We start from the raw sequence: 21,929 nt of genomic DNA, 5'->3' as shown, positions 1-21,929 counted from the left end.
CTCGAATGAAGAAGGCACCAATGAAGGTTTTTCTCACCGGTACGACCGGCTACCTCGGTAGCGCGATCGCGAAGCAGCTCCTCGCCAACGGGCATGAGGTACTCGGTCACGTACGAACCTCTGAAGCCGCCGACCGTGTCAGCAGCCTTGGCATCGTCCCGCGTCTCGGCGACGTCCTCGACGACGTTTGGCTCCGTGGAGAGCTCACGGACGTGGATGGTGCGGTCCACGCAGCGAGCCCGAATGACACGGGAAGCGCTGCGTTCGACGGCCGGATCCTCGACACCGTGCTCGACGTGTTCGCGGGTACGGACCAGCGCTACGTCCACACCGGCGGAAGCTGGATCCACGGCTCAGGACGACGACTCAACGAAGCGAGCCCCTATGCGCCACCAGTGATCGTCGCGTGGCGCCCGGCGGTCCTCGACCGGATCCGCGTGGCTGCCAGCACGGTACACGCGACGATGGTCGCACCGGCGAACCTCTACGGTCACGGCGGCGGACTGGTGGCACTGCTGGCGAACGCTCCGACGGAGAACGGCCAGCTGCGCTACCCCGGGTCGGCGCAGGCGTTCCCCAACGTCCACGTCGACGATGCGGCGGCTCTCTTCGTTCATGTCCTCGAACACGACGCACCCGGTCCCTACGTGATCGCCGCGAACACCGAATCGGTGCCGATGGACACGCTGGCACGCGCCCTCAGCGACGCTCAGGGGCTCGCCGGACAGATCCACGGCGACTCCCCCGAGGAAGCACGGCACCGTTTGGGGCCCCTCGCCGACCCGCTCCTCCTCAACGCCAGCATCGACTCTTCCGCAGCTCGAGCGCTCGGCGGGGCACCCAACGGTCCGACACTGATCGACGAAATCCGATCCGGCTCCTACATGCCGCGCTCATTCCCGCTCGAGCCGTAGGATCGGCTCATGCCCGGCCGGGAGTCCCTGAGTCAGCAGTGGTACATGTCCTACTTGGCCGCATGCAACGACCGCCGTTTTGAGGACCTCGCCCGATACGTGCACCCGGAGGTCGACGGTTCGCTCGAGGGCTCCGTTCGCGGTGTGGGCGACTACGTCGCGGGCGTTCGCAGAATCACCGATGCGTTCCCCGACTACCGGTGGACAATGGAGCGGCTTGTGATCGAGGGCGAGTGGATTGCCGCGCTGGTCCACGGGGCCGGTACGCATCAGGGCGAATTCCTCGGGATCGCACCCACCGGCCGCACAGTGATGGTGCAGGAGATGGTCTTCTACCGAGTAGTTGACGGAAAACTCATCGTGTGCCGAGGTGACCTGGACGTGAAGCTGCGCGATGCGCTCGCCTCCCCCGGCACCTGAGGAGGTACGACGGGCGGATCCGGTGTTCTCAGCGGCTCGCGTGCTGGACAGCAGTAGCTGCGGTGTCGCGAGCCATCGGGCTGGTCGGGATCTATCGGGACGATCGCGAGGGCTCGATCGTGGCGCCCACGCGATGCGGGAAACGGAACCGGACGACGAGACCTGCGAGAGCCGCAGCGGCGATGACCACCCCGCTGAGCAGCAGCGGGCCGTTGTACCCGGCGGTGAGCAACGGGCGGGAGAGGACCGGTCCGAGGATCTGTCCGATGCCGTAGCCGGTGGTAAGGAGCGCGACGGCGCGCGGGACTTGCAGATAGGCGCCGAGGGCGAGGGCCAGCGAGCTGATCCCGACGAACGTGCCACCGAAGAGCGCCGCTGAGACCAGGGCACTGACGCTGCCGGGGAGCACCCCGGCAAGGGCGACGCCAACGGCCTGTACGCCGAGTGCGACGGTGAGCAGCGTCGGGCGGCTCCACCGACGGCCGAGCGCGGTCCACAACGCAGCGCCGGGAATCGCGGCGAGACCCACGACGACCCATGCGCCGTCACCGAGCCAGGCTGGTCCGTTTTGCCCGACAGCGGCGACGAGGAAGGTGCCGGCGATGATGTACCCAACCCCTTCAAATCCGTAGCTCACCACAAGTGCCGCGAACCGGTTCCCGGTGGGCGGTAGCGCCTGGTCCAACGATGCAGATGGCCGTTGCTCGACCGTCGCCGGACGGAGCCTCCAGGCGACGACGGTGAGGGCTGCGGTCAGCCCGGCGGCGATGAACCAGGCGGCCTGCCACGTCGACGTTGCTCGGACGACGACGACAACAAGACCGGACAAGGCGATGCCGGTGCCGATACCGCCGAAGCCCCAGCCGACGAAGTGTGGGCCGACCTCGCGAAGGTGGGAGATCATCGCGGAGGTCGCATAGATGAACACCAGGGCGCTGGTCAGCCCGGCGACGAACCTGAAGGCGGTCCACCAGGACGTATCGGACGCTGCGGGCATGAGTGCGAGCGTCGCAACCGTCAGAAGCATCGCGAACCGCATCACCCATCGTGACCGGACCAACCCCGGAGCGCTGATGCCCAGAAGCGCGCCGAGCAGGTAACCGACGTAATTGCTCGTCGCGAGCCCGGCACCGTCGCTCACGGACAGTCCCGCCTGGGTCTGCATGAGCGGAAGGATCGGGGTGAATACGAAGCGGGCGATGCCCGTGCTGGCGGCCAGAGCTGCCGCACCCTGGAGCACGACCATCCCGGGCGAAGACACCCGCAGTGACGGGAGGGAGATCGTGTGGGTGGCGGTGGCGGTGATGGCCATGGGGTTCCCGTCGGAGGGTGATGAAGGGGGGATGCAGCGGTTCCGGCTGCAGGAGTGACGCTAGGAGCGCCTGAACGGAAGCGGAATTGCCGGCCACGGCGCACCTATGCTTGGCGGTCATGAACGTCGAACTGCGCCACCTGCGCGCGTTCCTGATGGTCGGCAGGCACCGTTCCTTCACCCGTGCGGCGGAGCAGCTGTTCGTGACGCAGCCGGCGCTGACACGAACGATCAAGCAGCTGGAGCAGCTCCTCGAGGTACGCCTACTGGACCGAGACACCCGTCACGTCGGGTTGACCGTGGCCGGTACGCGGTTCTATGAGCAGGCAGAGTCTGCCGTGGCCGCGGTCGACCGCGCCGTGTCCTCGGCGCGGTCCGCATTGCCCCTGCGGCTGGCGTTCACGTGGCTGCTCCCCACGCCGTGGGCGCAGGACGCAATCGCTGAGTACGAGCGCCTTGGCGAGGGGCCGGTGACCCTCGTCCGGACGGATGAACCGATCGATGCGTTGCTCCGCGGAGACGTCGACGTCGCGGTGCTTCGAGATCCTCGCGACGTCCCGGCAGGCGTCCGAGTCCTCCCGATCCTGAAGGAACAGCGAGTTCTGATCTGCTCGACCCGCGCTGATCTCCCGCGGGACCAGCCGGTGCCCTGGGCGGCGCTTGATCGCCACCCCTTCGTGTTCAATGCCACCACGGGCACCGTTGGCCCGTGGTCATGGACGGCAGGCAGTGGCCCGGCCACGTTCGTGGAGACCGCGAACTACGACGAGTGGCTGGAGACCATCGCGGCCGGACGCGGCATCGGAGTCGTTTCGTCGCTGGCTGCGCAGCGCACCATCCATCCCACGATCCGGTTCGTCCCCCTCGTCGATGCTCCCCTGAGCTCGGTGTCGCTCGGCTTTGTCCTCGGGGACCGGGATCAGATGAAGCGGCGGTTCGTCGCAGCGAGCACTAAGGCAGCAACTTCCTGAGGAAGTTGTAACTGATCGGTCTACTAGTGCTACGGTTCCGACATGCCCACCGATACCGACTCCCGCCAGGCCATCCTGGACGCTGGACGGCGTACCACCGCCCACAAGGGCTGGGCCGCCGTCGGACTGAACGAGATCCTGGCTGAAGCCGGTGTCCCGCGCGGATCCTTCTACTACTACTTCAAGTCGAAGGACGTGTTCGGTGAGGTGATGATGCGGGACTACTTCCGCGACCATCTCGTGATGATGGACGATTTGCTCGCGCAGCAGGACCGATCAGTGGCAGACCGCCTGATGCAGTACTTCCGGGGGTGGCGGGAGCTTCAGAGCCTCGATGACTGCCAGGGCAGATGTCTTGCCGTGAAGCTGGGCGCCGAGGTAGCTGATTTGTCAGAGTCCATGCGTCTGGTCTTCATGGAAGGCACCACCTCCATCACGGAGCGCATCGCGAAGATGATCCCACTCGGCCTTGCCGACGGTTCGCTCGCAGGCGCAGATGACCCCGCAGCCACCGCCGAGATGCTGTACGACCTGTGGCTCGGGGCGAGTGTCATGGCGAAGATCCATCGCAACATGGGGCCCCTGGACAGAGCTCTCACCCTGACTGCACAGCTCCTGCACGCCTGACCAGCGTCGACTCACTCGAGTCACATGGGCGCACCCCCGCTCATAACTGATCGGTCTACTAGAAAAGGAACGTCTTCATGAAGATCCTCATGGTCCTCACCTCACATGACGAACTCGGCACCACCGGCCGGAAGACCGGCTTCTGGCTCGAGGAACTCGCCGCGCCCTACTACCGCTTCGTCGAAGCCGGTGCTGACATCACCCTGGCTTCGCCGAAGGGCGGCAAACCGCCGCTCGACCCCGTGAGCAACGCGCCGGCGAACCAGACCGACCAGACCCGCCGGTTCGAGCAGGACGCAACCGCAACGGAGGCACTGGAGCACACCATCCGGCTTGACAGCGTGAATGTCGCCGACTTCGACACCGTTTTCTACCCGGGCGGCCACGGTCCCCTGTGGGACCTCGCCGAGGACCAGGACTCGATCGCGCTGATTCAGGACACCCTCCGCTCCGGTAAGCCGATTGCGCTCGTCTGCCACGCGCCGGGCGTGCTGCGTCACGTGACAAACGAGGAAGGGACCCCGCTTGTGCAGGGCCGCCGTGTCACCGGCTTCACGAACTCCGAGGAAGAGGGCGTGGGCCTCACCGACGTCGTGCCCTTCTTGGTCGAGGACGAGCTGGTGCGGCTCGGCGGCGACTACAGCAAGATCGGCGACTGGGAGTCCTACGTCGTCGAGGACGGTCTGCTCATCACCGGTCAGAACCCGGCGTCCTCGGCAGCCGCCGCCGACGCTCTCCTCACAAAGCTCGAGGCGATGAGCGCGTGAGTGCCTACGTCGTCATGATCCGCGAGGCGCTGCGTGACCAGGACGAGTTCAACACCTACGTCACCGCCGCCCGCGCGGCACGTGCCGGACACCCGGTCACTCCGATGATCGGGTACGGCGAGGTGACCACCCTCGAGGGCGTACCCGTGGACGGGATCCTCGTCAACGAGTTCCCGACCGTTGAGGACGCCCTTGCCTGGTACCACAGCCCCGCATACCAGGCAGCTCTCCCCCACCGTCAGGCCGCGGCCGATTACCGCGTCCTGATCGTCCCTGGCGTCGAGCACTGACGCCGTCACACCCTGCAGATCACCTCAACCGCCGCTGACAACGGTCAGCACCGAATCCACGAGACAGGACACCATCATGAGCACCATCACCGTCGGAACTGAGAACAGCGTCGACATCGCACTGCACTACGAGGACAAGGGCCAGGGGCAGCCGATCGTCCTCATCCACGGCTTTCCCCTCGACGGTAACTCGTGGGAGGGGCAGATCCCGATGCTCCTCGAGGCCGGCTACCGCGTCATCACGTACGACCGCCGCGGGTTCGGGAAGTCCTCGCAGCCCTCGACCGGCTACGACTACGACACCTTCGCCGACGACCTGCACACCGTCCTCGAGACCCTCGACCTGCAGGACGTGATCCTCGTCGGATTCTCGATGGGCACCGGCGAGATCGCCCGCTACATCGGGCGCCACGGTGAGGACCGGATCGCCCGGGTCGCGTTCCTCGCCTCGCTCGAGCCGTTCCTCGCGATCACCGACGATAACCCCGACGGCGCAGCCCCGATGTCGTTCTTCGAGGGCGTCTCCGCCGAGGTCGAGAAGGACCGGTACGGGTACTTCACGAACTTCTACCAGGACTTCTTCAACCTGTCGGAGAACCTCGGCACCCGCATCTCTGAGGAGCAGGTCCGCAACGCCTGGAACATCGCGGCCGGCTCGGGTTCGATCGCGTCCGCTGCAGCACCGCTGACCTGGCCGACCGACTTCCGCCAGGACATCCCGAAGGTCACCGTCCCCGCCCTCATCGTGCACGGTACGGCGGACAACATCCTGCCGATCGACGCCACCGGCCGACGCTTCACGAAGGCCCTGCCGGCTGCGGAGTACGTCGAGATCGAGGGCGCCCCGCACGGCCTGCTCACTACGCACACCACCGAGGTGAACAAGGTTCTGCGCACCTGGCTCGCCGAGTCCTGATCCCTCGGCGAGCACGACGGCCCCGGACCTGCCGAGGGCGCTTCCGGGGCCGTCGTCGTTCCTCGGCAGTCAGACCGCCGCGGGATTGTGTACGCCGAGCGCACGGACGAGGTCGTACTTTGACGCATCCTCTGATCCGGGTTCGGCGGTGTAGGTAATGACGCGGAGGTCGGTCCCGACCGCTGTGTAGACATCGCAGTCGACGGTGATCGGTCCGACCACCGGGTGGTTGAACGTCTTCGGCTCGGACTGCTGTTCAACGGACGAGCCCTCGCGCCAGATCTCCTCGAAGTGGGCGATGGCACGGAGCCGGCGGAGCCGATGTTGCACGGTCTCGTCGTTCGGGTACCGCAAGGCCGCGTTTCGCATGTCGGTGACGAGCGCACGCTCGAAGCGCTCGATGTAGGCGCGGCTCATGAGCACCTCAGGGGCGGTACCGGTGAAGTGCGCCTCAATGAGGTTGTGGTCCTTCGGCGGCTGTCCGAGCAGCGCCTGCCACGACGGGTTCACCGAGAGCAGCGACCAGTCGATGGTGTAGACGCCGATCGCGATCTCCGGCGCGCGCAGCAGGAGGCGCTGCACGCTCGGCGGGATGTGGGTCGGCATTTCGCTCGGGAGCGGGATGGGCAGCTCCGCCGCCCGGAACAACTGATCGCGTTCCCCAACCGAGAGCTGCAGTGCCCGGGCGAGGCTCCGGGCGACCTGAATCGATGGACGTCGTGCGCGGCCCTGTTCGAGCCGGACCAGGTAGTCAACCGATACGCCGGCGAGCATAGCGACCTCCTCGCGTCGGAGCCCGGGGATCCGAGATGACACCGCCGGCAGACCGACCATCGCAGGCCGCAACCGGGCGCGCCAGGTCGTGAGGAGTCTGCTCAGGTCGCCGCGGTCTTCCATGACCCCATCATGCGGTCCCGATGCGGCTCCTCGCTGGTATCCGCAGTCCTACCCGAGCCGTCGACGACGGCGCGACAGTTGTCCTCGGTAACCACGAAAGGAACCACCATGACCGAGATCTACACCGTCGAGTACTCCTACCCCGACGACACCACGCTGCAGGACGAGCACCGCCCCGCGCATCTGGCCTACCTCCGCGAACGACTCCAGCAGGGTGAACTGCTGCTCTCCGGACCGTGGGGTGACGGCGAGGCCCCCGGTGGGCTGCTCGTCTACCGTGTGGCTGACCGTGCCCGCATCGACGAGATCGTCGGGAACGACCCGTTCGTCGTCAACGAGGTCGTGACAACGAAGCGCGTCCACAGTTGGCGCCCGATCGTCGGCCCCGCGTCCGCCGCGTTCGCCAACTGACCGCATCGCGGCGAGGAGACGCATGACGAACATGACAGGGCAGACGAACACCTGGATGATCCAGGAAGTCGCGAGTCCACGGCTCGACGCGCCGGTCCCGGTAGTCGGCGCCCTCGACGTGCCGACGGCACCGGGGGCGAACCGGTTTCAGACCGTCGACCTGTATCTGCCGCTCACCACCGGCACGCAGGAACTGGTCGGGTCCCCGGTCAGACCGTTCCTCGGTTCTCTCCTCGCGAGCGAACACCCGGCCACGCTGGTGCACGTCCATGGTGGGGCGTGGCGGGATCCGCACCTGACCGGGAGGTCAATCGAGGCAACGGTCGCACATGCCTTCCGCGATGACGGCGGATCGATCCGAGCTGTGGCATCGCTGAACTACTCGATTTCACCTTTCCCCACCCACCCGACCGATCCGTATGAACCGGGGAGCATCGGTCAGCTCGACCCGGCCCGTGAGGCGGTACACCCCGACCACCTCCGAGACGTACTGCAGGGCATCCGGTTCCTGCGCACGCTCGGCCTCGCCGATCGCTCGTACATCCTCAGCGGCCACAGCGCCGGCGCCTGCCTTTCATTCCAAGCGGCACTGCTGGGGCCCGAAGCGTTCGGCCTCGACCCAGATCTGACGCCGCCGACGCCCGCGGCGCTCTACGGAGTGAACGGCTTGTACGACCTTCCCAACCTCGTCGACCGGCCAGGTTCAACCCACGAGCACGTCGCCGCGGAGTACGAAAACCTCCTCTCTCACGCGTTCGGGGACCGCTCGCGATGGTCAGGCGCGAGCCCCGCACGGCTGGATTCAGAAGCGATTCGGTACCGGCTGGAGCGGGGACTTGTCCCCCGGCTCGTAGTGCTCGACCAGAGCGAGTCGGACCAGCTCGTGCCGATGAACCAACTCGAGACGATGCAGGAGGCCCTCCTCAGCGTCCAGGGGCTGCTCACGGCGCGAAGCCGGCGCGCCGCGGGCCCGCACGCTATGCCGTGGGAGGACGGGCTGATGCTCTGGACCGCGGTTCACGACGTCGTCCGCACCCTTGGGGCATCATGAACCGTTGACGAGCTGGCGACCCCGACGAGCGGGCCACCGGACGAGCCGGAACGACCGGTGAGGGACCGTTCAGCGGGCGCTGCGACTCGTGGCGTTTCACGAGCGGCAGTGCGCCCTCGACGTTGGCGGCAGATGTTGTCGGGCGATTCAGTTGGCGAGGTGCTGCTGGAAGAAAGTGTTCAGGGTCTGGACCGCTTCGTTGACGTACTTCGGTTCGTCGTACATCTCGTAGTGGCCCGCCCCTTCGACGACGTGGAAGTTCTTGGCGTTGGGCGCCTTCTCCCAGAGCGCGAGCCCGTCCGAGTAGGAGAACGTGGTCCCGAGCCGCCCGCCGACGATGATCTGGAGCGGCTGGGTGAGGAGTTCCTCGACGAGGTTGAAGGCGTCGTAGCCGAGCATCATCGCATCGCTGGTGAAGTAGCGGCGATTGGTGGAGTGCTCGTTGTAGCCGCGCGAGGTCCGGTAGAACCGCACCGCCTCCTGGGTGTCAACGTCAGTGATGCCGAAAGCCGCCGCCTGTTCCTCCGTGTCGGGGATCCACATGTTGCGGTCGACGTCTTCGCCAGCAGCGGCCGCCGTGCGATTGACACCCACGGCCTCGATCATCGCGATCACGGAGCCCGTCGAGGAGGTATCGGCCTGGCGGAATGCTCGCCCGACATTGACGGGCACGACCGTTCCGAGCGCCTTGATCCGATGGTCGGTCATGGTCGCACTGACCGCGTAGCCACCACCGGCGCAGATGCCGACAGCTCCGATCCGGGCGTTATCGACGCACGGAAGCGTCGTGAGGTAGTCGACGGCGAACCGGATGTCATCGACCCGTGCGGCCGGGTTCTCGAGGTCGCGTGGGTGGCCACCACTCTGGCCCTGGAAGCCCGGATCGAAGGCGAGCGCGACGTAGCCGCGATCGGCAAGGCCTCGGCCGTAGTTGGCACCGATCTGCTCTTTCACGCTGCTGCCCGGGGTGGAGATCACGACCGCCGGATACGTGCGGTCCTCGCGGAAACCATCTGGCAGGTGCAACTGGCCGGCGAGGTCGAAGGTGTCGTTGGTGAACGTCACGTCGTGCGTTGAAGACACGGTGAAGGAGTCCCTTCCAGGAGGATTGTGGCGTGCTGCTAGGCTTGTTCGACATTCAGACAGTACATCGAGCCGATTGTTCCGATCGGAACTAGTACGAAACTGTACCACTTTGGGAAGGAATCACTTGCCCGCATCGAACGCTGCGCGCATCTGGTCGCTCAATCACCAGGTGCTCACCCGCGTCATGAACGACTGCGCCCCGGACATCGAGGCCCTTGGGCTGGAGGCAAAGGAGTTCTTCGTGCTCGGAGAAGTCGACGACTGCCCGTACCCCGCGGAGCTGGCCGATCGGCTCGTCCTGCCCAAAGCCAGCGTGACCGTGTACCTGAAGAGCCTCGAGGCCAAGGGCTTCGTCCGCCGGGAAATCGATCCTGCCGACCTCCGACGCCACCGCCTCGCTGTCACTCCAGAAGGTGCGCAGACCCTCGACGAGGCGCTCGAAGTCCTGTCCGCGAAATTCGACGAATGGCTCGTGCGCCTCGACACCGACGAGCAGGCGGAACTGCAACGACTACTGGCAAAACTGCTCAACTAGCGACGTTTCTCCCGCTACAAGCCGCAAGACCGAGGAACGTCGCAGCTCCGCCCGACGGGTTCGATAGCCGATCGACTATCGGGACACTGACGCGCAAATCACAAGAGTTCCTGATGGGAGTCCGCAACGTTTCAGAGCGATCAGGCGTTCGGGGCCCTCGTGACTCGACTGGTCGATCGCGAACTTACCGCCTGCAAGCGAGAAGAGCTTCACTTCTGAGTGGCGACGACGCGGACGAACCGGACGAGCGCCGGTCCGGCGTTGAAGTAGGAGTACCGCTGAGAGGTCGGGAAAGCCAAATGATCACCTGCGTGGAGTTCCGTCGTGCCGGACTCGAACTCCACCCGGACCGACCCTTCGATGACGAGGATCATCTCTGACCACCCCTCCGGGTCGGTCTCCGCGTTGTATCGGTCACGGGGTTCGAGTACCCAGGACCAGAGCTGCACGTTCTTGCTCGCGGGTACTGATGCCAGCAGGGTCGCAGCGCTGGTCGGACCATTCCCTCGCCACGTGACTTCGTTGATGTCGGTGTGCTGGGCGGCGGGGGCAGCAACGAGGTCGACGAACGTGACTCCGAGCGCCTCCGCAAGGTGGTCAAGTCCCAACAGGCTGATGTTCGCCTCACCGGACTCCAACTTGATGACAGTGCGGCGGCTGATACCCGCACGTTCGGCGAGCGCGAGCTGGCTCATGTTGGCTGCCGATCGGTAGCGACGAACGTTCTCGCTGACATGCGCCAGCACGCCCGCTGCCTCGTTACTGTTTGCGTGCACAATCGTGCACTCTACGCTGTGCAGCATGTTGCACACCTTCGGACGGCTTCCATCGGTCTCCCGGCAGGAGCTCTCACTCCTGATCGTCACCGTCGTGTGGGGTGCGACCTTCACGATCGTCCACGTTGCCGTGCAGCAGAGCGGCCCGTGGTTCTTCGTCGGGACGCGATACCTCATCGCGGGCATGATCAGCGTGCTGGTCTTCGGCCGAGGGCTCGGTCAGCTCAGTCGAGCTGAGGTCTTCGCGGGCTCAGCCATCGGAGCGATGGTCTTCCTCGGGTACGGCCTGCAGGCTGTCGGTTTGCAGACCATCGGCGGTGGGACTTCCGCCTTCATCACCGCCCTGTACGTACCGCTCGTTCCGGTCCTGCAATGGGTCGTGTTCAAGAAGCGACCGCAGCTTCTCACCTGGGTGTCGGTAGCTCTTGCTTTCGGTGGGCTCGTGCTCATCGCAGATCCAGCCAGAGCAGGTCTCACCGTTGGCCCGGGCGAGATCGCAACAGTCGTCAGCGCGCTCCCGATCGCAGTCAACATCATCCTCATCGGCTGGTTCGCCGGGAAGGTCCACCTGGGCCGCGTCATCGTCGTGCAACTGCTCGTTGCTGGAGCGCTCGGGCTCGCGACGATGCCAGTGGTCGGCGAGCGGCCACCTGACTTCTCGTGGGTGTGGTTGTCGGCAGCAGCGGCTCTCGGCGCCGCGAGCTGTGTGATCCAACTCACGATGAACTGGGCGCAACGGACCGTGTCACCGACCCGCGCGACCATCATCTACGCAGGGGAACCTGTCTGGGCCGCGATCATCGGCGTCTTCGCCGGCGAACAACTTCCCGCCATCGCGATCCTTGGTGCTGTCCTCATCCTTGCCAGCTCCCTCCTCAGTGCATTTGACCACCGCTGACGGCTGTGAATCACACCTCGCCCCTAACGGTGTCGCTGACATGTAATACCAGCGCCATTCCCTCGGTAGTCGATCGTCAGGAACCACCCACTGCCAGATGCAGCGCAACGTGTCAGACGGCCCCTTGAGGACACGTAAGGCTGCGCGTTGGACACGTTGTTTCTGCAGCCACATGCGAGCCGAGGCCACCGACCGGTCGCGCAACTCGACACTACGCACTGCCCCGAGCACGACAAGGGCCTCATCGTCGTCGCTGCCAAACAACGCGTCCAAGTTGGTATTTCAGACACGTTGAGTGGCAATCGGACACGTTAGCTGACGGACGACAACAACTCCCCTACTGCGGCATGTCCACGAACCGCGAGAACATCCCGTGGAACGCCACCGTGATGGTGTCAGTGGGCCCGTTGCGGTGCTTCGCCACGATCAGGTCCGCCTCCCCCTGACGCGGGTTGTCCTTCTCGTACGCCGACTCGCGGTGCAGCAAGATGACCATGTCGGCGTCCTGCTCGATCGACCCGGACTCACGCAGGTCGGAGATCATGGGCTTCTTGTCGGCACGTTGCTCGGGTCCACGGTTCAGCTGCGACAGGGCGATGACGGGCACCTGCAGCTCCTTCGCCATGAGCTTGAGCGCACGCGAGAACTCCGACACCTCTTGCTGGCGGCTCTCGACCTTCTTGCCGGAGGTCATCAGCTGCAGGTAGTCGATGACGACGAGCTTCAGGTTGTGCTGCTGCTTGAGCCGACGGCACTTGGCGCGGATCTCGACGAGGGTCATGTTGGGGGAGTCGTCGATGAAGAACGGAGCGTCGTTGATGCGTCCGCGGGTCTGCGCGATGGTGGTCCAGTCGCGGGCGTCGACGGTGCCCTTGCGCATGTTCTGCAGGGGCACGCTGGACTCGGCGGACAGCAGGCGCATGGCGATCTCGGCGCGCCCCATCTCGAGCGAGAAGAACGCGGCGGTCTGGTTGTGCTTGAGGGCTGCTGAGCGGCACAGGTCGAGCGCCAGGGTCGACTTGCCGAGTGCCGGTCGTGCCGCGACGATGATGAGCTGTCCGGGGTGGAAGCCGTTGGTCAGGGCGTCCATTTGGGCGAACCCGGTCGGGACGCCCGTCATCTGCCCGTCGCGGCCCTTCGCGGCTTCGATCTCGTCGATGGCGGTGCCGATGGCTTCGGTGAGGGGGACGTAGTCCTCGGTCTGCACCCCGCCGGCGACGTTGTAGACCTCGGCCTGGGCACTGTTGACGAGGTCGGTGACCTCACCTTCGCTGGCGTAGCCCATCTGGACGATGCGGGTGCCGGCTTCGACCAGGCGGCGGAGGACCGCCTTCTCCGCGACGATGGCGGCGTAGTAGCCGGCGTTCGCCGCGGTGGGCACCATGCTCGTCAGGCTGTGCAGGTACTCGGCGCCGCCGCCACGGGACAGGAGGCCCGTCTTCGTCAGCTCGTCGGTGACGGCGATGACGTCGGTCGGCTCGCCGTGGGAGTAGAGCGACAGGATCGCGTCGAAGATGACCTCGTGCTTGGGGATGTAGAAGTCCACGCCGCGGGCGGTCTCGATGACGTCGGCGACGGCGTCCTTCGACAGCATCATTCCGCCGATGGTGGACTGCTCCGCGAGCATGTCGTGCGGGGGAGTGCGGTCGTTGTTCCGCTCGGCGTACTCCCGGGGGGCCGGGTCCAGATGCGCGATCGACACACGTGCTCCTCAGTGTTTGGCGGTGCTGGCGGACGGCCCGGTGGACCGTTCCCCACCGAGCAGTTCTACCCCGGGCGACCGACATCCCCGAGTCGCTGGCTCAAGCTACGGGTACGGAGTTATCCCCAGCAAACGGCCCTGTGGACAACTCTGTGGAGAGGTCGTGGAACACGCCGGACTCCTGTGTGGAGGGCTGTGTACTCCACTGTGGATAACTCCACCGGAGAACACACTTTCGACTGTTGACCTGGGGTTTCCTGATCCACACCATGTGTGGAGAACTCGGCTTCAAGCGTGAGTCGAAGGTTGCCCTTCGAGCCTGTCACTGTGCAGAACCGACTTGACAAACGGGACCCGCGTCCCGTCACACTCGGCTGGCTCCCAGGTGGCAGAACCGAGCAGGACGTAACCAGCCAGTCGTGTTTCGGGTGCCGGACGTGCTCGACCGGCACGCGCCTCCAGGACGTTCTCGACACCCGCCGACACGCCCGGGACCACGAGGTTGGCGTCCGTCGAACAGTCCCCGTCGACCGGCCGTACGGGGCGGAGACACCACGTGCACCCCGGGCCTGCGAGAAGGGCGGGCCTCCCACTGGGGGAGACCCGCCCTTCCGGCGGTGCTGGTGCTGCCGGAGCAGCGACCGGGACTACTTCGCGGCGACGACCTTCAGCGAGATGGTCGCGACGATGTCCTCGCGCAGACGCACGGTGGCCTCGTGGTCACCGACGGTCTTGATGGTCGCGGGGACCTCGACCTTGCGCTTGTCGAGCGAGCCGACGCCCTGCGCCTGGACGGCGTCAGCGACGTCACCCGGGCGGACGGAGCCGAAGAGACGACCGTCCTTGCCGGCCTTGACCGACAGCTGGATGGTGGCGTTCTCGAGCTTCATCTTGAGGTCCTGTGCCTCTTCGATGGTGGCGAGCTCGCGTGCGGTACGAGCAGCACGGATCGACTCGACCTGCTTCTCGCCGCCCTTCGACCACGACACGGCGAAGCCCTGCGGGATCAGGTAGTTGCGGGCGTAGCCGTTCTTGACGTCGACGACGTCACCGGCGGAACCGAGGCCAGAGACCTCGTGGGTGAGGATGAGCTTCGACATTCGTCGACCTCCGATCAGCGGCCGGAGCCGGCGTAGGGGAGGAGCGCCATCTCACGGGCGTTCTTCACGGCACGGGCGATGAGGCGCTGCTCCTGGACGGAGACGCCGGTGATGCGACGGGCGCGGATCTTCCCACGCTCCGAGATGAACTTGCGAAGGGTCGCAACGTCCTTGTAGTCGATGACGCCGACCTTGATCGACTTCGCGGGAGCGGCGTTCTTGCCGCCCTTACCGCGAGGCTTCCGGCGATCGCCGGTGCTCTTTCCAGCCATTGTGTGTCCTTAGAGAAGAAGAAGTTGTGTCGTCAGACCGCTGAGGATCAGAACGGGGTCTCGTCGTCGTAGGTGCCGCCGGGGGTGGACCACACGTCGTTCGACGATGCGTTCCCGCCACCCTGCTGACCACCCTGCGGCGACCACGGGGCGTCGGACTGACCGCCACCGTTGCCACCGGACGCGCCACCGTTGTAGCCGCCGTTGCCGCCGGAGGAGTTGCCTCCGCCGACCTGGCCACGGCCACCACCGGCGCCACCACCACTGCCACCCGGTGCACGGGTGATCTGGGCGGTCGCGTACCGGAGCGAGGGGCCGATCTCGTCGACCTCGAGCTCGATGCTCGTCCGCTGCTGACCCTCACGGTCCTGGTAGGAACGCTGACGGAGACGACCCTGCGCGATGACGCGCGAGCCCTTCGTCAGCGACCCCGCCACGTGCTCGGCGAACTCGCGCCACACACTCGCACGGAGGAACAGCGCGTCGCCGTCCTTCCACTCGTTCGCCTGACGGTCGAACGTGCGAGGAGTCGACGCGATGGTGAAGTTCGCCACGGCGAGCCCGTTCTGCGTGTAGCGCAGCTCCGGGTCCGCGGTGAGGTTGCCCACCACCGTGATGACGGTTTCGCCGGCCACGGGCTACTCGGCGCTCGCGGTCGTGGCGGCCGAGGCCGACGCGTTGGCGGCCTTGCGGGCGGCACGGGCTTCGTCGCGCTGCTTCTGCGCGGCGACCTGGGCCATGCCCTCTTCGGCGCGGAGGACCTTGGTGCGCAGCACGGCCTCGGAGAGACCGAGCTGGCGGTCCAGCTCCTTGGCGGAGTCGGCGGACGACGTGAAGTTCACGACGGCGTAGATGCCCTCGTTCTTCTTCGCGATCTCGTAAGCGAGCCGGCGACGGCCCCAGACGTCCACGTTGTCGACGGTGCCACCGTCGTTGCGGATGACCGCGAGGAACTTGTCCAGGCTGGGAGCGACGGTGCGCTCATCGATCTCGGGGTCGAGGATCGCCATCAGTTCGTACTGGTGCATGCGGAACCCACCTCCTCTGGTCTCAGCGGCCCCGGGCAGTTCCCGGGGCAGGAGGGTTGATGCATGTGCCTCGGCGCGCTGAATGCGCGCGAGACAACCTGCCCATCGTAGCGGACGGCCTGGAGGCGCGCCACCGGTGGAGTGGTCAGCCTGCGTCGCGGGACGCCCACCACGTGCGGAGGCGCGCCTCGGCGTCCTCGGGTCCGAGCGGCCCCTCGTCCATCCGCGCCTCGAGCAGGAACCGGTACGCCTCGCCCACCGCGCGCCCCGGCGGGATGTCGAGGATCCGCATGATGTCGTCCCCCGAGAGGTCGGGACGCATGGAGTCGAGTTCCTCCTGCTCCGCGAGGACGGCGATCCGGGCCTCCAGGTCGTCGTACGCGAACCCGAGCCGGTCCGCCTTCCGACGGTTCCGGGTGGTGACGTCCGAGCGGGTGAGCTCGTGCAGCCGCTCGAGCTGGTCACCGGCGTCCCGGACGTAGCGACGGACGGCCGCGTCGGTCCAGGCGCCCTCGGTGTAGCCGAAGAACCGCAGGTGCAGTTCGATCAGGCGGGACACCGAGGCGATCGTGTCGTTGTCGAAGCGCAGGGCGCGGAGCCGCTTCTTCGCGAGCTTCGAGCCGACCAGGTCGTGGTGGTGGAAGCTCACGGCGCCGCCCGGCTCGAGCTTCCGGGTCGCCGGCTTGCCGATGTCGTGCAGCAGTGCGGCCAGACGCAGGACCGTGTCGGGGGCGTCGCCGGGGTGGCGTTCGGCCTCGTACCCGATGGCCTGCGTCAGGACGGTGAGCGAGTGCTCGTAGACGTCCTTGTGGTGGTGGTGCTCGTCGATCTCGAGCTTCATCGCGGGGAGCTCGGGCAGGATCCGCTCGGCGATGCCGGAGTCGACCAGCAGCCGGACACCCTCGACCGGGACCGCCGTGTTCAGGAGCTTCACGAGTTCGTCCCGCACGCGCTCGGCGGAGATGTTCTCGATCGAGTCGGCGAGGTCGGACATGGCGTCACGGACGTCGTCGGAGACGGTGAACCCGAGCTGGGCCGTGAACCGTGCCGCGCGCATCATCCGGAGCGGGTCGTCGCGGAAGGACACCCGAGCCGCCTGTGGCGTCGCGAGGCGCTGCGCGAGCAGGTCCTCGACGCCGCCGTGGACGTCGACGAGTTCGCGCTGGGGGAGTCGGAGCGCCATCGCGTTGACGGTGAAGTCGCGGCGGAGCAGGTCGGCCTCGATGGTGTCGCCGAAGGTGACCTCGGGCTTGCGGGTCTCGCCGTCGTAGACGTCACTGCGGTAGGTGGTGATCTCGACCTGCTCGCCGCGGACCATCGCGGCGATGGTGCCGAACTGGCGGCCGACGTCCCAGGTCGAGCTGGCGAGGGGCTCGACGATCGCCAGGACGGCGTCGGGTCGGGCGTCCGTCGTGAAGTCGAGGTCGGTCACCGGACGGCCGAGGAAGGCGTCCCGGACGGGCCCGCCGACGAGCGCGAGCTCGTGACCGGCGGCGGCGAACGCCCGTGCGAGGACGTCGACGGTGTCGGTGGCGGCGAGTGCGTCGAGTCGCTCGACGGCCTGGGCTACGGACTGCATGACGCCGTCGATCATCCCAGATAGTGGGCGCGAGCACCTGCGCGCTCGCCTGCTGTCATGGTCGCGCCTCATACACTCGTCGTGGCCCGCTGAAGACCAGGACCCTCCCACATGCAGATTCTCCGTACCGTGCTCGCCGCCGCCGCGTCCGCCCTGGTCGCCACCGGTCTGGTCATCGCGCCCGCAGCGGTGGACGTCGCCGACGCCGCCACCACCTCGAAGCCGGCGACGCCGGCGACGGCCCAAGCGGGCACCACGTCGATCCAGGTGACCCCCTCCGGACGCGGGGTGCTCGACCTCGGCGACGACCTCTCGCTCTCCGTCACGGTGACGAACGACACCGACACCGCGCTGCCCGCGGGCCGTGCGGACCTGGACATCATCCGGCCGGTGGTGGGGACGCGCGACATCCTCACCGACTGGCTCAATGACACCTCGTCAGACGGTTACCCCGGCGAGCCCATGGACCGGGTGACGATCCCGGAGGTCCCGGCACACCGATCCGTCACGGTCGACTCGATCTCGGTGCCGTTCGCCGACGTCCGTCTCGGCACGCTCAACCCCTTCGGCGCCCGACGCATCGCGGCCTCGTACGTCGCCGGATCGACCCTCGCGGTCGGGCGCTCCGCCTTCACCTGGAACCCCGGGCCCGACCCCGCACCGGTCGACGTCGCGGTCGCGATGCCCGTCACCGTCCCGGCGACCGAGGACGGCCTACTCAGCGCGAACACCCTGGCCGCCGACACCGCGCTGGACGGCACGCTGACCCAGCAGCTCGACGCGGCGGCCGGCCACAGCGTCGCCCTCGCCGTCGACCCCCGCATCATCGCGTCGATCCGCATCCTCGGCGACGACGCCCCGAGTTCCGCGACGGCGTGGCTCGAGCGGCTCGAGGGCCTCCGGAACGAGAAGTTCCCGCTGTCCTACGCCGACGCGGACGTGACGGGGCTGCGCCAGGCCGGGCTGTCGGGCATCGCCGCGCCGATCTCCTTCGACCAGGCCATCGCCGCCGCCGTGGACGCCGACCGGTTCCCCGGGGCGACCCCGAGCCCGACCGCCACCGCGACCCCGGCGGACCCGGCCACGGACCCCGCGCAGGACCCGGCCGACCAGGGAAGTGGCAGCGGCAGCGGCAGCGACACCACGCAGACCCCCGACGACACCGCCACCGGACCGACCGACACCGCCAGCGCAGACGCGGCAGACGGCAACGGCAACGGAGCCGACGAGACCGACCCCGCCACCATCCCTACCTCGGCTTCGCTGGTGTCCTTCCCCTGGACCGTCGACACCGTCGCCTGGCCCGTCGAGGGCACCGTCGCCGCCGACGACCTCCCCGCTCTGCGCACCGCCGGCTCCACCTCGACGATCCTCTCCAGCGGGAACACCTCCGCCGGCCGGGACACCACGGTCGCCGCCGCCGAGCAGGTCGGCTCCACCAAGGCCCTCGTGTCCGACCAGGGCATGTCCGACCTCCTGCGCCAGGCCGCCGACGCCCGCTCCGCACGGGCCACCGACCGCGCCGTGGCGACGCTCCGTGCCACCCTCGCCACCGTCGCCGTCCAGGGCAGCGCCACGGGCCCGGTCCTGCTGACCCTCGGCCGGTCCTGGCCGACCGACTCCGCCCGCCTGGAGCAGGCCCTGGACGCCCTCGAGGACACCGCCTGGATCTCGCCGACGGACTTCTCCACGGTCGTCGACGCGAAGCCGGGCTCGCTCACCCTGCAGAGCAGTGACGACGGCGCCGACCGGCTCACGGTCCTCCGGCGCCTGGTGCGGTCCGAGCAGGCGCTCGTCGACTTCGCCAGCGCGGTCACCGACCCGGTCCAGGTCACGGCTCCGGCCCGCCTGCGGACCCTCGCCGCCGCGTCGAACGCCTGGCGTGCGGACACCGACGGACTGACGACGGTCGTGGACGGGATCGCCGCGGACCACCGGGAGACCATCGGCAGCGTCGGGATCGTCAACTCGAGTGACATCACGCTGCTCGGTGACCGGTCCTCGCTGCCGATCTCGGTCCGGAACCGTTCCGACTGGCCGGTCACGGTGTTCCTGACCGTCACGCCGTCGAACTCGTTCCTGCGCATCGAGCGGAACGCCGTCGAGGTCACGATCCAGCCCCGCTCCTCGACCCGCACCACCTTCCCGGTGCAGTCGGTCGCGAACGGCAAGGTCGCGCTGTCGATGGCGCTGACGAGCGCGAGTGGTGCCCGCATCGCCACCCCCGCCACGGTCGAGATCAACGTGCAGGCGCAGTGGGAGACCGTGATCACGGCCCTCGCCGCGATCGCCGTCGTGGCGGTCTTCGGCCTCGGGATCCTCCGCAACGTCCGCCGCCGCCTCCGTCGCCGCAACGGCGAGCCGGAACCCGAGGACGACGACCCCAACCGTCCCCTCGAGATCCAGCCCCCCGGGCCGGGCGAGCGTCCGCTGGCCGCCGACGTGTCCCGGTCTGCCGACGTGGTCCGACCTGCTGACACCTCCCGGTCTGGAGGCCCGGCCCCCGTCCCCGGGGCCGCCACCGCCATCGCCGTGGCCAGCTCCGGCACCGACACCGTCGGTGGGGACGGCGACCGTCTCGAGGACGCGATCGCGCGCGCCGGGATGGAGTCGAGCCTCCCGTCCGACCGAGACGACCAGAGCGACCAGGGCGACCGACACGACCAGGGCGACCGCCCGCACCCCGAGGAGCCGACCATCAGCACCACCCAGCCCAGCGCCGAGGTCGACGCCGAACAGGGCGAGGGCCGCGGCCTCGGCCGGGCCAGCGCGATGCTGGCGGCGGGGACGATGATCTCCCGCCTGCTCGGGTTCGCGAAGACGTTCGTGCTCGCCTACGCGATCGGCCAGGCGAACTCCCGGTCCGCCGACGCGTTCGCCGTCTCGAACCAGCTGCCGAACAACATCTACGCGCTCATCGCCGGCGGACTGCTGTCGGCCGTGCTCATCCCGCAGATCGTGCGCTCGATGTCGCAGAACGGCGACGGCGGGCGGGCCTACGTCAACAAGATCGTGACCCTCGGAGGCTCGGTCTTCGTCGTCATCACGATCATCGCGACCCTGCTCGCGCCGCTCCTGGTGCGTCTCTACTCGGCGCAGGCGCAGGACGGCAAGGGCTTCTCGCCGGCCGCCACCGACCTGGCCGTGGCGTTCGCGTTCTGGTGCCTGCCGCAGATCCTCTTCTACGCGATCTACTCGCTGCTCGGTGAGGTCCTCAACGCCAAGCAGGTGTTCGGGCCGTTCACCTGGGCGCCGCTCATCAACAACGTCATCGCGATCTCCGGCCTCGTCGTCTTCATCGCGATGTTCGGGAACCGCGCGGTCAACTCCGGCACCGACGACTGGACGCCGCTGAAGATCGCGGTGCTCGCCGGCAGCGCCTCGCTCGGCGTGCTGGCACAGGCCGCGTTCCTGCCGTTCTTCTGGAAGCGCGCGGGCCTGACCTTCCGCCCCGACTTCCGGTGGCGCGGCGTCGGGCTCAAGGCGACCGGGACCGCCGCCGGCTGGCTCTTCGCGATGATCCTCGTCACGCAGCTCGCCGGCATCGTGCAGTCCCGCGTGGCCTCGCTCGGCTCGGGCAACGCCGGCAACGCTGTCCTGCAGAACGCCTGGCTGCTCTTCATGCTGCCGCACTCGATCATCGCCGTGTCGATCGCCACCGCGTACTTCACCCGGATGAGCCACGACGCCGAACGCGGCGACCTGGCAGCCGTCCGGCGCAACCTGTCGCTGTCGCTCCGGATCGTCGGGCTGTTCACGGTGTTCTCGTCGGTGGCGCTGATGGTGGTCGCCGCACCGTTCGGCCGGATGTTCGCCGCGGACTTCGACGGTGCGTTCTCGATCGGCGCCGTCCTGCTCGCCTACATGCCCGGACTGGTGCTGTTCAGCATGCTCTTCATCATCCAGCGGGTGTTCTGGGCGATGCACGACCACCGGACCCCGTTCTTCATGCAGCTCGTGCAGTCGGTCCTGTTCGTGATCGGTGCGCTCGCGGTCACCCTGCTGCCGGGGAACATCATCGGGCTCTCGCTCGCCGCGTGCACGACGATCGCCGGCTCGGCCCAGACGATCGTGGCCCTCGTCGTGGTCCGCCGTCGACTCGACGGCATCGAGGGTCGCATCATCGCGCGCTCGCACCTGCAGTTCGTCATCGCCGCAGTCGTCGCCGGCGTGGTCGGGTTCCTCGTCACGACGTTCTTCGGCGGGTACTCCCGCACCGGGTTCGCCATGTCCGACTTCACGAGCGCGTTCATCACCGTGGTGCTCGCCGGCGCCGTGATGGTGGCCGTCTACTTCGCCGTGCTGGTCGTCGTCAAGAACGCCGAGGTCCGCAGTGCCCTCGACCTCGTGCGCGCCCGGCTCGGACGCTGACCGCGG

General features: G+C 67.5%; 22 protein-coding genes. 12 read left to right on the top strand and 10 right to left on the bottom strand.

The window, feature by feature from the left end; all coding sequences use genetic code 11:
• Positions 1 to 5 precede the first annotated feature (5 nt).
• Positions 6 to 914 carry an NAD-dependent epimerase/dehydratase family protein gene (locus DEJ24_RS01920; RefSeq protein WP_181436493.1) on the top strand — a complete coding sequence of 303 codons (909 nt, stop codon included), beginning with the start codon at positions 6 to 8 and terminating at the stop codon, positions 912 to 914.
• Positions 915 to 923: 9 nt separating this feature from the next.
• The gene (locus DEJ24_RS01915; RefSeq protein WP_111077031.1) at positions 924 to 1,334 is read left to right on the top strand and encodes an ester cyclase; all 411 of its coding nucleotides are present in this window, start codon (positions 924 to 926) and stop codon (positions 1,332 to 1,334) included.
• Between the two features lie 91 nt (positions 1,335 to 1,425).
• Here DEJ24_RS01915 and DEJ24_RS01910 read toward each other — a convergent pair whose 3' ends face one another.
• The gene (locus tag DEJ24_RS01910; protein WP_111077030.1) at positions 1,426 to 2,646 is read right to left on the bottom strand and encodes a YbfB/YjiJ family MFS transporter; all 1,221 of its coding nucleotides are present in this window, start codon (positions 2,644 to 2,646) and stop codon (positions 1,426 to 1,428) included.
• A gap of 119 nt (positions 2,647 to 2,765) precedes the next feature.
• On the opposite strand from DEJ24_RS01910, the gene DEJ24_RS01905 reads away from it, so the two are divergent.
• The 5 genes from DEJ24_RS01905 (at position 2,766) to DEJ24_RS01885 (ending at position 6,217) form a co-directional block, all read left to right on the top strand.
• A complete protein-coding gene (locus tag DEJ24_RS01905) occupies positions 2,766 to 3,617 on the top strand; it encodes a LysR family transcriptional regulator (RefSeq protein WP_111077104.1) in 852 nt (283 codons plus the stop codon).
• Between the two features lie 42 nt (positions 3,618 to 3,659).
• Positions 3,660 to 4,244: a TetR/AcrR family transcriptional regulator gene (locus tag DEJ24_RS01900; protein WP_111077029.1), complete on the top strand. Its 585-nt coding sequence runs from the start codon at positions 3,660 to 3,662 to the stop codon at positions 4,242 to 4,244.
• 77 nt (positions 4,245 to 4,321) lie between these two features.
• Complete coding sequence (locus tag DEJ24_RS01895) at positions 4,322 to 5,011, top strand: type 1 glutamine amidotransferase domain-containing protein (protein ID WP_111077028.1); 690 nt, start codon at positions 4,322 to 4,324, stop codon at positions 5,009 to 5,011.
• Positions 5,008 to 5,301, top strand: coding sequence for a DUF1330 domain-containing protein (locus tag DEJ24_RS01890; RefSeq protein ID WP_111077027.1), 294 nt, complete (start codon positions 5,008 to 5,010; stop codon positions 5,299 to 5,301). The genes DEJ24_RS01895 and DEJ24_RS01890 overlap by 4 nt, the downstream gene beginning before the upstream one ends.
• A 76-nt stretch (positions 5,302 to 5,377) precedes the next feature.
• On the top strand, positions 5,378 to 6,217 hold the full coding sequence (locus tag DEJ24_RS01885) for an alpha/beta fold hydrolase (RefSeq protein ID WP_111077026.1): 840 nt from the start codon (positions 5,378 to 5,380) through the stop codon (positions 6,215 to 6,217).
• Positions 6,218 to 6,286: 69 nt separating this feature from the next.
• Here DEJ24_RS01885 and DEJ24_RS01880 read toward each other — a convergent pair whose 3' ends face one another.
• Positions 6,287 to 7,114 (bottom strand): helix-turn-helix transcriptional regulator, encoded by an 828-nt coding sequence (locus DEJ24_RS01880; protein WP_111077025.1) that lies wholly within the window; start codon positions 7,112 to 7,114, stop codon positions 6,287 to 6,289.
• Between the two features lie 108 nt (positions 7,115 to 7,222).
• Here DEJ24_RS01880 and DEJ24_RS01875 point away from each other — a divergent pair, with 108 nt between their 5' ends.
• A complete protein-coding gene (locus DEJ24_RS01875) occupies positions 7,223 to 7,525 on the top strand; it encodes a YciI family protein (protein ID WP_181432748.1) in 303 nt (100 codons plus the stop codon).
• 22 nt (positions 7,526 to 7,547) lie between these two features.
• On the top strand, positions 7,548 to 8,576 hold the full coding sequence (locus DEJ24_RS01870; RefSeq protein WP_111077023.1) for an alpha/beta hydrolase: 1,029 nt from the start codon (positions 7,548 to 7,550) through the stop codon (positions 8,574 to 8,576).
• 147 nt (positions 8,577 to 8,723) lie between these two features.
• On the opposite strand, the gene DEJ24_RS01865 is transcribed toward DEJ24_RS01870, so the two are convergent.
• Positions 8,724 to 9,641: an alpha/beta hydrolase gene (locus tag DEJ24_RS01865; RefSeq protein WP_111077022.1), complete on the bottom strand. Its 918-nt coding sequence runs from the start codon at positions 9,639 to 9,641 to the stop codon at positions 8,724 to 8,726.
• Positions 9,642 to 9,786: 145 nt separating this feature from the next.
• Here DEJ24_RS01865 and DEJ24_RS01860 point away from each other — a divergent pair, with 145 nt between their 5' ends.
• Positions 9,787 to 10,197: a MarR family winged helix-turn-helix transcriptional regulator gene (locus DEJ24_RS01860; protein ID WP_258374483.1), complete on the top strand. Its 411-nt coding sequence runs from the start codon at positions 9,787 to 9,789 to the stop codon at positions 10,195 to 10,197.
• A 209-nt stretch (positions 10,198 to 10,406) separates the two neighbouring features.
• On the opposite strand, the gene DEJ24_RS01855 is transcribed toward DEJ24_RS01860, so the two are convergent.
• The gene (locus tag DEJ24_RS01855) at positions 10,407 to 11,000 is read right to left on the bottom strand and encodes an XRE family transcriptional regulator (protein ID WP_111077021.1); all 594 of its coding nucleotides are present in this window, start codon (positions 10,998 to 11,000) and stop codon (positions 10,407 to 10,409) included.
• On the opposite strand from DEJ24_RS01855, the gene DEJ24_RS01850 reads away from it, so the two are divergent.
• Positions 10,999 to 11,871, top strand: coding sequence for a DMT family transporter (locus DEJ24_RS01850; protein ID WP_111077020.1), 873 nt, complete (start codon positions 10,999 to 11,001; stop codon positions 11,869 to 11,871). The two genes, DEJ24_RS01855 and DEJ24_RS01850, sit on opposite strands and share 2 nt — an antisense overlap.
• Positions 11,872 to 12,208: 337 nt before the next feature.
• On the opposite strand, the gene dnaB is transcribed toward DEJ24_RS01850, so the two are convergent.
• The 6 genes from dnaB to DEJ24_RS01820 all read right to left on the bottom strand — a co-directional run bounded on the left by dnaB (position 12,209) and on the right by DEJ24_RS01820 (position 17,552).
• Positions 12,209 to 13,573, bottom strand: a complete 1,365-nt coding sequence (gene dnaB, locus DEJ24_RS01845; RefSeq protein ID WP_111075290.1) for a replicative DNA helicase — start codon at positions 13,571 to 13,573, stop codon at positions 12,209 to 12,211.
• A 647-nt stretch (positions 13,574 to 14,220) separates the two neighbouring features.
• Positions 14,221 to 14,673 carry a 50S ribosomal protein L9 gene (rplI, locus tag DEJ24_RS01840; RefSeq protein ID WP_110902890.1) on the bottom strand — a complete coding sequence of 151 codons (453 nt, stop codon included), beginning with the start codon at positions 14,671 to 14,673 and terminating at the stop codon, positions 14,221 to 14,223.
• Between the two features lie 14 nt (positions 14,674 to 14,687).
• Positions 14,688 to 14,945 carry a 30S ribosomal protein S18 gene (gene rpsR / locus DEJ24_RS01835; protein ID WP_017887834.1) on the bottom strand — a complete coding sequence of 86 codons (258 nt, stop codon included), beginning with the start codon at positions 14,943 to 14,945 and terminating at the stop codon, positions 14,688 to 14,690.
• Between the two features lie 47 nt (positions 14,946 to 14,992).
• A complete protein-coding gene (locus tag DEJ24_RS01830; RefSeq protein WP_110902891.1) occupies positions 14,993 to 15,580 on the bottom strand; it encodes a single-stranded DNA-binding protein in 588 nt (195 codons plus the stop codon).
• Between the two features lie 3 nt (positions 15,581 to 15,583).
• On the bottom strand, positions 15,584 to 15,973 hold the full coding sequence (rpsF, locus tag DEJ24_RS01825; RefSeq protein ID WP_110902892.1) for a 30S ribosomal protein S6: 390 nt from the start codon (positions 15,971 to 15,973) through the stop codon (positions 15,584 to 15,586).
• A 145-nt stretch (positions 15,974 to 16,118) separates the two neighbouring features.
• Complete coding sequence (locus tag DEJ24_RS01820) at positions 16,119 to 17,552, bottom strand: CCA tRNA nucleotidyltransferase (RefSeq protein ID WP_111077102.1); 1,434 nt, start codon at positions 17,550 to 17,552, stop codon at positions 16,119 to 16,121.
• Between the two features lie 111 nt (positions 17,553 to 17,663).
• On the opposite strand from DEJ24_RS01820, the gene DEJ24_RS17095 reads away from it, so the two are divergent.
• A complete protein-coding gene (locus DEJ24_RS17095; RefSeq protein ID WP_220036686.1) occupies positions 17,664 to 21,923 on the top strand; it encodes a DUF6049 family protein in 4,260 nt (1,419 codons plus the stop codon).
• The last annotated feature ends 6 nt before the right edge of the window (positions 21,924 to 21,929 follow it).

Origin of the sequence: Curtobacterium sp. MCPF17_001, assembly GCF_003234615.1 — a bacterium.
Classification (GTDB): Bacteria; Actinomycetota; Actinomycetes; order Actinomycetales; family Microbacteriaceae; genus Curtobacterium.
Note: the sequence above shows the minus strand (reverse complement) of the source record. Positions and strands in the feature narration are given on the sequence as shown.